This window comes from Pseudoxanthomonas suwonensis (genome assembly GCF_000972865.1).
Classification (GTDB): Bacteria; Pseudomonadota; Gammaproteobacteria; order Xanthomonadales; family Xanthomonadaceae; genus Pseudoxanthomonas; species Pseudoxanthomonas suwonensis_B.
The window spans coordinates 812,234-826,405 of sequence record NZ_CP011144.1 but is presented as its reverse complement, the minus strand read 5'-3'; the positions used below and the strand labels follow the sequence as shown (position 1 = coordinate 826,405).

14 protein-coding genes are annotated in these 14,172 nt (G+C 69.4%); 11 read left to right on the top strand and 3 right to left on the bottom strand.

Annotated elements, in window-relative coordinates; translation table 11 throughout:
- Window positions 1-66: 66 nt before the first annotated feature.
- Window positions 67-1,086, bottom strand: coding sequence for a zinc-binding alcohol dehydrogenase family protein (locus tag WQ53_RS03540; RefSeq protein ID WP_052630475.1), 1,020 nt, complete (start codon window positions 1,084-1,086; stop codon window positions 67-69).
- Window positions 1,087-1,417: 331 nt separating this feature from the next.
- Here WQ53_RS03540 and WQ53_RS03535 point away from each other — a divergent pair, with 331 nt between their 5' ends.
- The 4 genes from WQ53_RS03535 (at window position 1,418) to WQ53_RS03520 (ending at window position 4,357) form a co-directional block, all read left to right on the top strand.
- A complete protein-coding gene (locus WQ53_RS03535) occupies window positions 1,418-2,500 on the top strand; it encodes an OmpA family protein (protein ID WP_052630472.1) in 1,083 nt (360 codons plus the stop codon).
- Between the two features lie 157 nt (window positions 2,501-2,657).
- Window positions 2,658-3,158 (top strand): hypothetical protein, encoded by a 501-nt coding sequence (locus WQ53_RS03530; RefSeq protein WP_052630470.1) that lies wholly within the window; start codon window positions 2,658-2,660, stop codon window positions 3,156-3,158.
- 11 nt (window positions 3,159-3,169) lie between these two features.
- Window positions 3,170-3,970, top strand: coding sequence for a pseudouridine synthase (locus tag WQ53_RS03525; RefSeq protein WP_052630468.1), 801 nt, complete (start codon window positions 3,170-3,172; stop codon window positions 3,968-3,970).
- Window positions 3,971-4,057: 87 nt separating this feature from the next.
- A complete protein-coding gene (locus tag WQ53_RS03520; protein ID WP_052630466.1) occupies window positions 4,058-4,357 on the top strand; it encodes a hypothetical protein in 300 nt (99 codons plus the stop codon).
- Window positions 4,358-4,393: 36 nt separating this feature from the next.
- Here the strand turns inward: WQ53_RS03520 and kbl are convergent, their stop codons facing one another.
- Window positions 4,394-5,593, bottom strand: a complete 1,200-nt coding sequence (kbl, locus tag WQ53_RS03515) for a glycine C-acetyltransferase (protein ID WP_052630464.1) — start codon at window positions 5,591-5,593, stop codon at window positions 4,394-4,396.
- Window positions 5,594-5,767: 174 nt separating this feature from the next.
- Between kbl and WQ53_RS03510 the strand changes: the two genes are divergently transcribed.
- From WQ53_RS03510 to WQ53_RS03480, 7 genes are all read left to right on the top strand, one after another.
- Window positions 5,768-7,186 carry an OprO/OprP family phosphate-selective porin gene (locus WQ53_RS03510; RefSeq protein WP_052630462.1) on the top strand — a complete coding sequence of 473 codons (1,419 nt, stop codon included), beginning with the start codon at window positions 5,768-5,770 and terminating at the stop codon, window positions 7,184-7,186.
- A 31-nt stretch (window positions 7,187-7,217) separates the two neighbouring features.
- Window positions 7,218-8,243 (top strand): sulfate ABC transporter substrate-binding protein, encoded by a 1,026-nt coding sequence (locus tag WQ53_RS03505; RefSeq protein ID WP_052633906.1) that lies wholly within the window; start codon window positions 7,218-7,220, stop codon window positions 8,241-8,243.
- A gap of 29 nt (window positions 8,244-8,272) precedes the next feature.
- Window positions 8,273-9,283: a sulfate ABC transporter substrate-binding protein gene (locus WQ53_RS03500; RefSeq protein ID WP_052630460.1), complete on the top strand. Its 1,011-nt coding sequence runs from the start codon at window positions 8,273-8,275 to the stop codon at window positions 9,281-9,283.
- A gap of 2 nt (window positions 9,284-9,285) precedes the next feature.
- Window positions 9,286-10,182: a sulfate ABC transporter permease subunit CysT gene (cysT, locus tag WQ53_RS03495; protein ID WP_082112826.1), complete on the top strand. Its 897-nt coding sequence runs from the start codon at window positions 9,286-9,288 to the stop codon at window positions 10,180-10,182.
- Between the two features lies 1 nt (window position 10,183).
- A complete protein-coding gene (gene cysW / locus WQ53_RS03490; RefSeq protein WP_052630457.1) occupies window positions 10,184-11,149 on the top strand; it encodes a sulfate ABC transporter permease subunit CysW in 966 nt (321 codons plus the stop codon).
- 9 nt (window positions 11,150-11,158) lie between these two features.
- Window positions 11,159-12,199, top strand: coding sequence for a sulfate/molybdate ABC transporter ATP-binding protein (locus tag WQ53_RS03485; RefSeq protein WP_052630455.1), 1,041 nt, complete (start codon window positions 11,159-11,161; stop codon window positions 12,197-12,199).
- Between the two features lie 303 nt (window positions 12,200-12,502).
- On the top strand, window positions 12,503-13,207 hold the full coding sequence (locus tag WQ53_RS03480) for a TorF family putative porin (RefSeq protein WP_052630453.1): 705 nt from the start codon (window positions 12,503-12,505) through the stop codon (window positions 13,205-13,207).
- A 152-nt stretch (window positions 13,208-13,359) separates the two neighbouring features.
- Here WQ53_RS03480 and WQ53_RS03475 read toward each other — a convergent pair whose 3' ends face one another.
- Window positions 13,360-14,103, bottom strand: a complete 744-nt coding sequence (locus tag WQ53_RS03475) for a FadR/GntR family transcriptional regulator (RefSeq protein WP_052630451.1) — start codon at window positions 14,101-14,103, stop codon at window positions 13,360-13,362.
- Window positions 14,104-14,172: the final 69 nt, after the last annotated feature.

Sequence of the window (14,172 nt, the reverse complement as noted above, 5' to 3'; positions counted from 1 at the left end):
ATGGGCATCCTCCCGCCAAATCCCGACGACGGCAAGCGTTGCGGCGGCGGGGCTGGCCTCTGCCGGCTAGTCCCAGCCCGCCAGCGCCAGCTTGCCGATGGAGCGGCCGGACTCCAGGCGCCGGTGCGCCTCGCGCAGGTTGGCGGCGTTGATCGGACCCAGCACCTCGGTCAGCGTGGTCCGCAGCTCGCCGGCTTCCACCAGGCTGCCGGCCCGGGCCAGGATCCGGTGCTGGCGGTCCATGTCGGCGGTGCGGAAGCGCGACCGCGCGAACATGAACTCCCAGTGGATGCCAATGCACTTGGCCTTGTACGGGTCGCCGATCCGCAGCGGGCCTGACGGTTCGACGATCAGGCCGACGTGGCCCTGCGGCGCCAGCAATTCGCCGAGTGGGTCCCAGTAGCGGTCGGTGTCGGCCAGGTTGATCGCCGCGTCGACGCTTTCCAGGCCCAGCGCCCGCAGCTGCGGCGCCAGCGGCTGGCGGTGGTCGATCACCTCGTGCGCGCCCAGCCGGCGGCACCAGTCGGTGCTCTCGGCACGCGAGGCGGTGGCGACCACCCGGAAGCCGGCGCGCCGCGCCAGCTGGATGGCGATCGAACCGACGCCGCCGGCGCCGCCGACGACCAGCAGGCTGCGGCCGTTGTCCTCGGCGTCGAAGTCGTAGGGCATCCGCTCGAACAGCAGTTCCCAGGCGGTGATCGTAGTCAGCGGCAACGCCGCGGCCTCGGCGAAGTCGAGCGTGGTCGGCTTGGGCGCGGCCAGGCGTTCGTCGACCAGTTGGTATTGCGCGTTGCAGCCGGGGCGGGTGACGTCGCCGGCGTAATAGACCTCGTCGCCCGGCTGGAACAGCACCACCTCCGCGCCGACCGCCTCGACCACGCCGGCGGCGTCGAAGCCCAGCACCCGCGGTTGTGCTTCCGGCTGCGGCCCTGGGGCGCGCAGCTTGGTGTCGACCGGGTTGACCGACACCGCCTCGATCCGCACCAGCAGGTCGCGCGGGCCGGGCTGCGGACGCGGCAGTTGCACGTCCAGCAGCGACTCGGGATCGTCGATGGGCAGGTAGCGGGTCAAGGCAACGGCTTTCATACGATCCTCCCGTGGGCCTGTCCGCCAGTATGCAGCGGGCCGGGCCCCGGGCCCCGCCGCCGGTTCGCGTCGCGCACGGATTGGCGCAGGAAACGAAAATTGCTGCTTGCGGAGCCCGTCGGAATGGGCAAAAGTGGGACGTGTTCGACGGTTTTCACATGTTATGGTACTGTTAACACCGTCTTCACCTGTTCCCGCCTAGGCTTCCGCGGGACGACGTGTAGAACGGCCGTCAGGGATGTCCGCCGGAAACATCGGTTTTGAGTGGGCATCTGTTGTACCTGAGGCAACACGGTTTCTTCACCCCCGAATCAGCAAGGAGCTAGATGAGATGAACAAGAAACTTCTGACCGCTGCACTGCTCGGCGGCCTCGCCGTAGCGCAGGCTGCTTCCGCGCAGGAGTTCGATGACCGCTGGTACCTGACTGGTTCGGCGGGCTTCAACTTCCAAGACAGCGCCCGCGGTACCCAGGACGTGCCGTTCGCTGCCCTGGGCCTGGGCAAGTTCGTCAGCCCGAACTGGGCAATCGACGGCGAGCTGAACTACCAGAACCCCGGTCTGACCAGCAACCGCCACCTGAACTGGAGCCAGTACGGCATCTCGGTCGACTTCCGCCGCTTCTGGCTGTCGGAAGGCCGCGAGTACAACCCGTACTTCCTGTTCGGCGTCGGCTACCAGCAGTCCGAGGAAGAGTGGGATGCGTTCCCGAACCCGAACTCGCCGCAGCAGCGTGAGGACGGCAACCTGGCTGCCAAGGTCGGTCTCGGCCTGCAGACCACCTTCGACAGCCGCGTCGCCGTGCGTGCAGAGGTCGCCTATCGCGCCGACTTCGACAGCCGCAGCGTCAACGCGCCGAGCGAAGACTGGTTCGGCGACGTCCTCGCCTCGATCGGCCTGGTGATCCCGCTGGGTCCGCCGCCGGCCGCTCCGGTCGCGCCGGCTCCGGTCGCCCCGAGCTGCGCGGATCTGGACGACGACGGCGACGGCGTCAACAACTGCGACGACCGCTGCCCCAACACCCCGGCCGGCACGATCGTCGGTCCGGACGGCTGCCCGGTGCCGGTGTCGATCGACCTGAAGGGCGTGAACTTCGACTTCGACAAGTCGGTCCTGCGTCCGGATGCGCTGACCATCCTGGCCGAAGCCAGCGAGATCCTGCGCCGCTATCCGCAGCTGACGGTCGAAGTGGCCGGCCACACCGACCTGTGCGGTCCGGACGACTACAACCAGAAGCTGTCGGAGCGTCGCGCCAAGGCGGTGTACGACTACCTGACCAGCAATGGCATCCAGTCGTCGCGCCTGCTCGGTCCGGTCGGTTACGGCGAGAGCCGTCCGCTGGAGCCGACCCCGCAGACGCTGCCGGGCTGCAAGAACGAGCGCAACCGCCGTACCGAGCTGAACGTCCAGAACTGATCCGGACGCCAAGCGGCAACACCACAAGGCCCGGCGCATGCCGGGCCTTGTTTTTTCCCGGATCCGGAACGCGCGCGGCGCTTTTCCGCGCGCTGCGTCCTTGAATCGCCGGGTGGTGCTGCCTACACTCGCTGCGACCATCCGTGGGAGTACCACCATGCGCGCTTTCGTCGCCGCCGGCCTGTTCGGCCTGGCCTATGTCCCGGCTGCCGCGATCGCCGCTGCCAACTGCTCCGGTCCGCTGATCCAGGCGCCATTGCCGCTTCCGGCCACGGTCGCCGCACCGGTCGCGATGGAACTGGGCTCGCGCACCTCCCAGCTGGGCATGCCCAGCGGCGTGCTGGCGCCGGTGGTCGACGTCGCCCAGTCGCTGGACCGCGTCCTGCTGCGGTTGCGCATAGAGGGCTGCCGCAACGTCGCCAAGGCGCTGCCGGCCGCGCCGGCCGCGGCCAATCCGAACGATCCGGCCGCCTACCAGCCCAAGACCGAGTTCGACAACACGCCCTGGCGCTTCGACATGACCCAGAACGGCAAGCGCATGACCGCCGACGAGTTCGACGCCTGGATGAAGGCGCGCGGCATCCGCGTGTCGCAGGGCAAGCCGGTCACCGCCCAGCCGGCCGCCGCCGCTCCGGCCACGCCGCCGGCCCAGGACTGAGCAGGCCGCCGATGGGCGGGAAATCTTCCCGTCCAGCCGCTGCATCGACCCGCACCGGTACGGCGCGCGCGCCGGTGCCCCGGCATGGCCTGGCGCGGGTGCTGTCGAAGGCCGGGCTCTGCTCACGCACCGAAGCCGCCACCTGGATACGCGATGGGCGCGTGCGGGTCGATGGCCTCATCGTCCGCGATCCGGAATATCCGCTGCACGATGGCATGCGCCGGGTCAGCGTCGACGGTATTGACGTGCCGCCGCCGGCGCGCCATTACCTGATGCTCAACAAGCCGCGCGGGCTGGTCACCACCGCGCGCGACGAACAGGGTCGCGACACCGTCTACCGCTGCCTGGAAGATGCGGGCCTGCCGTGGCTGGCGCCGGTCGGCCGCCTCGACAAGGCCAGCGAGGGCTTGCTGTTGTTCAGCAACGACCCGCAATGGGCGGCGGCGATTCTGGATCCGGCCAGCGGGCCGGACAAGACCTACCACGTGCAGGTCGACCGGGTGCCCGACGAGGCCCTGCTGGCGTCGTTGCGCGAGGGCGTGGTCGACGGCGGCGAGCGCCTGCGCGCGAAATCCGTGGCGGTGCTGCGCAGCGGCGCGCGCAACGCCTGGCTGGAGATCGTGCTGGACGAGGGACGCAACCGGCAGATCCGGCGCCTGCTGGCCGCGCTGGACGTCGGCGTGCTGCGGCTGGTGCGCGTTGCGATCGGCGGCCTGGCCCTCGGCGCGCTCGGCAAGGGCCAGTGGCGCGCGCTGGACGACGCCGAGCGCGACGCGCTGGCGCCGGCCTCCGGATCCGCGGCAGGGCGATGAACCGGGTGCGGTAAACATGCGCTGGGCCACGGTTTGTCGCCGCGGCGCATGCCTAGACTGCGGCAACGACCGCCGCGAGGGTGCCGCATGTCCCGGATCACGCGACCGCTCCATCTGTTGTTGCTGCCGGCCGCAGTCCTGCTGCTGGCCGCATGCGCGGGCAAGCAGCACGCGAACGCGGCCAGGGCCGAGGCCGAGGAGGTCATCGCGGTCCACGGCCAGGGCCCGCTCGCCTACCGTTTCGACATGACCCAGCACGGCAAGCGGATGAGCGCGGACGACTTCGACGCCTGGATGAAGGCCCACGGCCTGAGCATCGCCAAGGGCGGTCCGGCGTCGAAGCGCGACGACGGCAAGGCGGCCGCCGGCAAGCGCCAGCGCGACTGATCCGCCGCGGTCCCGGCGCACGGCCGGGGCCGGGCCTCAGGCGGAGACCACGCCCAGTTCGCGGCCGATCCGGGTGAAGGCGTCGATTGCGCGGTCCAGGTGCTCGCGGGTGTGCGCCGCGCTCATCTGGGTGCGGATCCGCGCCTGGCCCTGCGGCACCACCGGGAAGAAGAAGCCGATCGCGTAGATGCCTTCCTCGAGCAGGCGCTGGGCGAACTGCTGCGCCAGCGGCGCGTCGTACAGCATCACCGGGCAGATCGGGTGGGTGCCCGGCTTGAGGTCGAAGCCGGCGGCGGTCATGCGCTCGCGGAAGTAGGTGGTGTTCTCCTGCAGGCGCGTGCGCAGTTCGCCGGCCGAGGCCAGCATCTCGAAGGCCCTGGTCCCGGCGGCGACCACGTGCGGCGGCAGCGAGTTGGAGAACAGGTACGGGCGCGAGCGCTGCCGCAGCAGTTCGATCACCTCGGCGCGCGCGGTGGTGAAGCCGCCCAGTGCGCCGCCCATCGCCTTGCCGAGGGTGCCGGTGAAGATGTCGATCCTATCCATCACCCCCTTGACCTCGGCCGAGCCGCGGCCGGCCGCCCCGAGGAAGCCGGTGGCGTGGCATTCGTCGATGTGGACCAGCGCGTCGTACTTCCTGGCCAGCGCGGTGATCTGGTCCAGTGGGGCGATGAAGCCGTCCATCGAGAACACCCCGTCGGTGGTGACCAGGATCGTGCGTGCGCCATCGGCGCGGGCCTGCTGCAGCTGCTGCTCCAGGCCGGCCATGTCGCAGTTGGCGTAGCGGTAGCGCTTGGCCTTGCACAGGCGCACGCCGTCGATGATCGAGGCGTGGTTGAGCGCGTCGGAGACGATCGCGTCGTTCTCGTCCAGCAGCGGCTCGAACAGGCCGCCGTTGGCGTCGAAGCAGGCCGCGTACAGGATCGTGTCCTGGGTGCCGAAGAACTCGGCGATGGTCCGCTCCAGCTGCTTGTGCAGGTCCTGGGTGCCGCAGATGAAGCGCACCGAGGCCATGCCGAAGCCGTGGCTGTCCAGCGCGGCCTTGGCCGCGGCGATCACGTCCGGGTGGTCGGCCAGGCCCAGGTAGTTGTTGGCGCAGAAGTTCAGCACCTTGCGCCCGTCGGCCAGCTCGATCTCGGCCGACTGCGGGCTGGTGATGATCCGTTCGGCCTTGAACAGGCCCTGCTCGCGCAGGCCCTCGAGCTGGGCGGCATAGCGGGCGAGGGCGGCTTCGGACATGGCTCGAATCCTTTTCGGGCACGGGAAAAGCGGCATTTTACCCGTGCCACGGAAGTGGTCGCTGGCTCATGCTTATCGGCTATATGGGGCGCGTCCTTATTCATTTCCCGTGCACAAACTGAATAGGGACTATCTCCGCACCGGCCATCCGGCCATGACGCAGGGGACGCATCAATGCAGCAGCGACGCAATGAAGGGCGTGGTGCCGGCGGGAGGCCGGGAATCTGGCTGACCGGGGCGCTGGCCTGTTCGCTGGCTGCGCCGGTGTTCGCGCAAGGCAAGCCCACCGTGGAGGAACTGCAGCGCCGGCTGGAGGCGCTCGAGCAGCGCTACGGCGGCACCGCGGCGACCACGGCGGACGGCCAGCCGCTGGACTTGGCCACGCTCGACCAGCGCCTGCGCTCGCTGGAGCGCAACCTTGAACTGCAGGAAGAGGCGCGCCAGGCCAAGGCCAAGGAGGCGCCGGTGGTCGTCGCCGGAGCGAGCGGCACCTCGATCAAGTCCGGCGACGGCCAGTACGAGTTCAAGTTCCGCGGCCTGGTCCAGGGCGACGGGCGCTTCTTCAGTGGCGACAACGCTCCCAACGACACCTTCCTGCTGCGGCGCCTGCGCCCCACCTTCGAAGGTTCGCTGGGCAAGCTGGTCGGCTACCGCCTGACCCCGGAGTTCGCCGGCGACAGCGCCACGATCGTGGACGCCTACATCGACCTGAAGTTCAACCCGGCCTTCACCATCCGCGCCGGCAAGGTGAAGGGACCGGTGGGCCTGGAGCGCCTGCAGTCGGGCAATGCCATCGCCCTGATCGAGCGCGCCTTCCCGACCGAACTGGCGCCCAACCGCGACATCGGCGTGCAGGCGCAGGGCGACATCGTGGAAGGCAAGCTCAACTACACCGTGGGCATCTACAACGGCACCCCGGACGGCCGCGATACCGCCACCACCAATCCCGACGACAAGTTCGAGTTCGCCGCACGCCTGTTCTTCGAGCCGGTCAAGGGCATCGGCATCGGCGTCGGCGGCAGCATCGGCGACAAGGAAGGCGTGGGCAACAACTTCCTGCCGCGCTACCGCAGCCAGGGCCAGCAGCAGATCTTCAACTACCGCGCGGCGGTCGCCGCGGCCGGCCAGCACACCCGGATCTCGCCGCAGGGTTACCTTTACCGCGGCCCGTTCGGGCTCCAGGCCGAGTACATCGAGTCGCGTCAGGAACTGACTGTGGGCGCGAACCGCGCCGAACTGAGCAACACCGCCTGGCAGGCCACCGCCAGCTGGGTGCTGACCGGCGAGGAGGCCGGCTACCGCGGCGTGAGGCCGGCCAAGCCGTTCAAGCCCGATGGCGGCTGGGGTGCGTTCGAACTGGTTGGACGCTACGGTGAGCTGGACGTCGACAACGACGCGTTCCCGCTGTTCGCCGACCCGGCGGTGGCCGTGCGCGACGCCAGCGGCTGGACCGTGGGCGTGAACTGGTACCTCAACAGCAACCTCAAGCTGGTACTGAACTACCTGCAGACCGACTTCAACGGCGGTGCCGTCGCCGGTGCCGACCGCGCGAGCGAGAAGGCTGTGTTCACCCGCCTGCAGGCCGCGTTCTGACCCGATCCCACGACGACCCGGAGACATGCACATGAAGACCGACAACCCCCGCAGGTTCGCGCTCCGCCTGGCGGCCGCCGCTTTCGGCCTGGTCGTGGCGATGGGCGCGACGGCCAAGGACGCCAAGCTGCTCAACGTGTCCTACGACCCGACCCGCGAGCTGTACCGCGAGTACAACGCCGCCTTCGCCGAGCACTGGCAGAAGACCAAGGGCCAGAAGGTGACCATCGAGACCTCGCACGGCGGCGCCGCCAAGCAGGCGCGCGCGGTGATCGACGGCCTGGAGGCCGACGTGCTCACCCTGGCGCTGGCCTACGACATCGACGAAGTCGCCGCGCGCGCCAAGCTGTTCCCGGCCAACTGGCAGCAGCGCCTGCCCAACAACAGCTCGCCGTACACCTCGACCATCGTGTTCCTGGTGCGCAAGGGCAACCCGAAGAACATCCGCGACTGGCACGACCTGGTGAAGCCGGGCGTCTCGGTGATCACGCCCAACCCGAAGACCTCCGGCGGCGCGCGCTGGAACTACCTGGCTGCCTGGGCCTACGGCCTGAAGATCTTCAAGGGCGACGAGGAGAAGACCCGCAACTTCGTGACCGCGCTGTTCCGCAACGTGCCGGTGCTGGACACCGGCGCGCGCGGCTCGACCACCACCTTCGCCCAGCGCGGCATCGGCGACGTGCTGCTGGCCTGGGAGAACGAGGCGTTCCTGTCGATCGAGGAACTGGGCCCGGACAAGTTCGACATCATCGTGCCCTCGCTGTCGATCCTGGCCGAGCCGCCGGTGACCCTGGTCGACAAGAACGTGGACAAGCACGGCACCCGCGAAGTCGCCCAGGCCTACCTGGACTACCTGTACTCGCCCGCCGGCCAGCGCCTGGCGGCCAAGCACTACTACCGCCCGCAGCATCCCGAGCACGCCGATCCGGCCGACATCGCCCGCTTCCCCAAGGTGGAACTGGTGAAGCTCAACGACGTGTTCGGCTCCTGGGCGCAGGCGCAGAAGACGCACTTCGCCGACGGCGGGATATTCGACCAGATCCAGGCGAAGAAGTGACCGCGCGTCCCAGGGCAAGGAGAAGGCAGATGGCACGATCGGGCAAGAACCTGTGGCGGACGGTGTTGCTGGGGCTGGCACTGGCGGCAGGGGGCGCCGGCGCCGCCGAAGGCGAGCTGCTGAACGCCTCCTACGACGTCGCCCGCGACGTCTACCGCGACCTCAACCCGGCCTTCGTCGCGCAGCACAAGGCGCAGACCGGCAAGACGGTGAGCATCAACCAGTCGCACGGCGGCTCTAGCAAGCAGGCGCGCGCGGTGATCGACGGCCTGGAGGCCGACGTGGTCACCATGAACAATCCGCTGGACATCGACCAGATCGCCAAGGCCGGGCTGCTGCCGGAGAACTGGTCGGCGCGCCTGCCCAATGGCAGCGCGCCGTCCTGGTCGGCGATCCTGTTCCTGGTGCGCAAGGGCAACCCGAAGCAGATCCGCGACTGGGGCGACCTGGTACGTCCGGGGGTGGCGGTGATCCTGCCCAACCCCAAGACCTCGGGCAACGGCCGCTACAGCTACCTGGCCGGCTGGGAATGGGCCAAGCGTGCGGCCGGTGGCGACGATGCGGCGGGCGAGGCCTATGTGCGCAAGCTGTTCGCCAACGTGCCGGTGCTGGACACCGGCGGCCGCGGCGCGACCACCAGCTTCGTCCAGCGCGGCATCGGCGACGTGCTGCTGACCTTCGAGAACGAGATCGCCCTGCTGCGCGCCGAACTGGGCGCGGCCGACTACGAGGTGGTGGTGCCGTCGCTGACCGTGCGCGCCGACAACCCGGTCGCGGTGGTGGACAAGGTCGCCGCCAAGCACGGCAATACGGCGCTGGCCAATGCCTACCTGCAGTTCCACTATGCGCCGGCCGGCCAGGAGATCTTCGCCAGGAACTACCTGCGCCCGGTCGACGCCGGGGTACTGCAGCGGCATGCTGCGACGTTCCCCAAGCTCAACGCCTTCCTGGTCGACGAGGCTTTCGGCAGTTGGCCGGAGGCGCAGAAGAAGCACTTCGCCGACGGCGGTGTGTTCGACCGGATCTATTCGGCGCGATGACGATGAACAGCACGGCGATCGAACATTCCACCGGACCCACGCCGCCTGCGGGCGGCGTGGCCGCGCGTGGGCGCAGGCGGCGGGTGGTGCCCGGGTTCGGCCTGAGCCTGGGCTACACCATGGCCTGGCTGAGCCTGATCGTGCTGATCCCGCTGGTGGGCGTGTTCGTGTATTCGGCCCAGCTCGGCTGGGCGGAGCTGTGGCGGATCTGGACCGAGCCGCGGGTGCTGGCGGCGTTGAAGATCAGCTTCGGCACCGCGCTGGCGGCGGCCTTGTTCAACGCGGTGATGGGCACGCTGGTGGCCTGGGTGTTCGTGCGCTACCGGTTCCCGGGCCGGCGCCTGTTCGACGCGATGATCGACCTGCCGTTCGCCCTGCCCACCGCGGTGGCCGGCATCGCCCTGACCGCGCTGTACGGTCCCAACGGCTGGCTGGGACAGTGGCTGGAGGCGGCGGGAATCAAGGTGGCGTACACGCCGCTGGGCATCACCGTGGCGCTGGTGTTCATCGGCCTGCCGTTCGTGGTGAGGGTGGTGCAGCCGGTGCTGGCGGAAGTGGAGCACGAGCTGGAGGAGGCGGCGGCCACGCTCGGTGCCGGCCGCTGGTCGACGGTATGGCAGGTGGTGCTGCCGACGCTGTGGCCGGCGGTGCTGGCCGGCTTCGCCCTGGCCTTCGCCCGCGGCGTGGGCGAGTACGGCTCGGTGATCTTCATCGCCGGCAACATCCCGCACGTGTCGGAGATCGCGCCGCTGCTGATCACGATCAAGCTGGAGGAGTTCGACTACGCAGGCGCCACCGCGATCGCGGCGGCGATGCTGCTGCTGTCGTTCGCCCTGCTGCTGCTCATCAACACCCTGCAGTCGCGCCTGGCGCGCGGCGAGCGGCGGGGAGGAGGTTGAGATGGGTGATAGATTGTCGGCCGTCCTCGCCGTCGACGCACTGGAGCCGGTCGTGGAGTCCGTCCCCGCCCGCAGTCACGCCAGGCCGGCATCGCCGACCACCGAGCCGCGCTGGGTCCAGGTGCTGCTGATCCTGGCGGCATTGGCGTTCCTGCTCTCGTTCCTGCTGCTGCCGCTGATCCTGGTGTTCACCGAGGCGCTGCGCGGCGGCGTGGGTGCGTTCTGGGCCGCGATCCGCGAGCCGGACGCACTGGCGGCGGTGAGGCTGACCCTGCTGGTCACCGCGATAGTGGTGCCGCTGAACCTGGTGTTCGGCATCGCCGCGGCCTGGGCGGTGAGCAAGCACGAGTTCCCCGGCAAGCGCTGGCTGGTCAGCCTGATCGACCTGCCGTTCGCGGTCTCGCCGGTGGTGGCGGGCCTGGTGTTCATCCTGATCTTCAGCGCGCACGGCTGGGCCTTCCCGCTGATCGACGAGGGCGTGCGCTTCAGCCTGCCGCTGTGGGGCGAAGTGCACCTGCAGCTGCCGAAGGTCATCTTCGCGCTGCCGGGCATTGTCCTGGCGACGATCTTCGTGACCTTCCCGTTCATCGCCCGCGAACTGATGCCGCTGATGGAACAGCAGGGCACCGACGAGGAGCTGGCCGCGCTGAGCCTGGGCGCCGGCGGCTGGCAGACGTTCTGGCGGGTGACCCTGCCCAACATCCGCTGGGCGCTGCTGTACGGCGTGCTGCTGTGCGGGGCGCGGGCGATGGGCGAGTTCGGCGCGGTGTCGGTGGTGTCGGGCCACATCCGCGGCCGCACCAACACGCTGCCACTGCACGTGGAGATCCTCTACAACGAGTACGCCTACAGCGCCGCGTTCGCCGCGGCTTCGCTGCTGGCGCTGACCGCGCTGGTCACGCTGGTGATCAAGACCTACCTGGAGTGGCGCCACGGCGAATCGCTGGCCGCCAACCGCCGTCACTGAGGAACCGCCATGGGCATCAGGATCGAACACCTGGACAAGCGTTTCGGCGCCTTCGCCGCGCTGGACGACATCAACCTGGATATCCGCGAGGGCGAGCTGCTGGCGCTGCTCGGGCCGTCCGGCTCGGGCAAGACCACGCTGCTGCGGATCATCGCCGGGCTGGAGCACGCCGAGCGCGGGCGCGTGCTGTTCGGCAGCGAGGACGCCTCGCAGCTGAGCGTGCAGGAACGCCGGGTCGGCTTCGTGTTCCAGCACTACGCGCTGTTCCGGCACCTGACCGTGGCCGACAACATCGCCTTCGGCCTTAAGGTGCGTCGCCGCCGTGACCGCTGGCCGGCGGCGAAGATCGCCGCGCGGGTGGAGGAGCTGCTGTCGCTGGTGCAGCTGCAGGGGCTGGGCGGGCGCTACCCGTCGCAGCTGTCGGGCGGCCAGCGCCAGCGCGTGGCGCTGGCGCGCGCGCTGGCGATCGAGCCGCGGGTGCTGCTGCTGGACGAGCCGTTCGGCGCGCTCGACGCGCAGGTGCGGCGCGACCTGCGCGGCTGGCTGCGGCAGCTGCACGAGCAGACCGGACTGACCACCGTGTTCGTCACCCACGACCAGGAGGAGGCGCTGGAACTGGCCGACCGGGTGGCCATCCTCAACGGCGGCCGCATCGAGCAGCTGGCCACCCCGGCGGAGGCCTACGACCGGCCGGCCACGCCGTTCGTCTATTCCTTCGTCGGTGCGGTCAACCGGCTGCGCGGCCGGCGCAGCGGCGACCGCATCGAGGTCGCAGGGCTGGCCCTGCCGGCGTCGGCGACCACGCCCGGCGAGGGCGAGCTGGACCTGTACGTGCGCCCGGAGGACCTGCGGGTGGGCGAGGGCGGCTGGGAGGCCACCGTGGTGGGCAGCCAGCGCAGCGGCCCGCGCCTGCGCGTGCGTGCGCGCCTGCACGGTGAGGAGCACGCGGAAGTCGAGCTGGAACTGCCGGTGGAAGCCCAGGATGCGCATCCGCCGGGCAGCCGGGTCAACCTGATACCGGCGCGCTATGGAGCGTTCCCCTCGGCTTGAGCCCCTTCCCGGTTCAACCGGTGAAGGAGTGGCTGGGGTACCTATGCCCATCGATTGTGCGAGTCGTGCCTCGCGGTGGTGCAAGGTGCCCCGCGGTGGTGCCAAAAAACAGGGGTTCCCGGGAATTTCGCCAAATCGGTCCCAATCCGCTTGACGGGCCGATTTTGGCGGCAGCACTATCGATTCGCGGTTAAGAACTCGTGAGTCGACGGTTACGCTTCCGCTACGCCATCCGCTGGCGAGAGGGAGGCGGGACGCGGCGCGAGGCGAACCGACGCTCGCCCCCACCCAGGAGAACTCCGGATGAAAACTGCCACACTCAGGCTTGCTGCCGTGCTCGCGCTGTCCGCCCTCCCGTTCGCCGCATTCGCCCAGGACGAGGAAGGCTCACCGTTCTCCTGGTCGATCGATGCCACGTCTGATTACGTGTTCCGCGGCGCGTCCCAGACCGACGAGGGGCCGGCGCTGCAGGCCGGCTTCACCTGGACTGCGTCGTCCGGGTTCTATGCCGGCGCCTGGGGTTCCAACGTCGACTTCGGCGATGGCGGCCCGGACGTGGAGCTGGACACCTTCATCGGCTACAACACCGACCTCGGCGACGAGTTCGTCAACCTCGACGTCATGCTCAACCGCTACAACTACCTCGGCGGCAACGGCAGCGACCTGGCCTTCAACGAGCTGTACACCACCCTGACGTTCGGCGGCACGGTCGGCCTGACCGCCACCTACACCAACGATGTCTGGGCGTCGGGCGAGGACGGCTGGTATTTCGGCGCCTCGACCAGCTTCGGGCTGCCGGCGGATTTCACGCTCGACCTCAATGTCGGCAAGAGCCTGTTCGATAGCAGCGTGGCCCGCGACTACACCGACTGGGGCGTGAGCATCAGCAAGGCCTGGGGCAACTTCAGCGCCAAGCTCGGCTACGTCGGCACCGACAACGACGGCACGGTCAACTTCGGCGAACTCGCCAACGACCGCGTGGTCCTGACCCTGAGCTACGGAATGTAGGCCCTGGGGCCCGATCCACGCAGGACGAAACAAGGGCGCCGGATGGCGCCCTTGTCATTGGTGAAGCAGCGCATCCATACCGGCCTTGGCCGCCTGGCGGCCTTGCGCATGCCGGACGGGAGGCGGCGGGCACCCGCGCCGCGGCGCTGCCGTCATATCCGCGTCGTGGCCAGGAACCGTTCGCGGTTCTGTTCGGTGCGCCTGCGCACTTCCTCCAGCGCTTCGCTCTCGCTGGCTTCGAGCATGGACTCGAACAGGCGGTGGAAATGGTCGCGCATCGCATTGCGCGCCGCGGCCGAGTCGCGCACCTTCAGCGCCGCCAGGATCGCGGCATGCTCCTCGGCACGGGAACTCCAGTCGTCGTGGCAGATCCGGGCATAGGCCTGGCGCACGCCCGGCAGTTCGTTGCGCATCCGCCAGATCAGATGCACGCAGTATTCGATCACCGGATTGCCGGTGATGCGGGCGATCGTCAGATGGAAGCGGCGGTCGGATTCGTTGGCTTCCTGGTCGGTGGCGCCGGGATCGGACATCGCCCGGACCAGTTCCTCCAGTTCCTCGACTTCCGCGTCGGTGATGCGGCCGGCCGCCAGGGCCGCCGCCTCGGCTTCGATCACCGCGCGGGCGGCGGTCAGGTCGAAGGCGGTGACGTCGGGAAGCGTTCCCAGCGAATTGACCGGACGCGGGCGGACATAGACGCCCGAACCGGTCTTGATGGCGATCCGGCCCTGGGCTTCCAGGGCGATCTCCGCCTCGCGGATCGTCACCCGGCTGACGCCCAGCCGCTCGGCCAGATCGCGCTCGCCGGGCAGGCGCGAACCCGGCGGGAATTCGCCCGATTCGATCAGGGCAAGGATCTCGGCGGCGACGGATTGGTAGAGACGGTTCTCGGACATCGGCGGGCAAGTGGCTCCGTTGCATTCCGTTCCGGCCGGAGCAGGTCCTGCTCCGGCCTGCGAACAGGC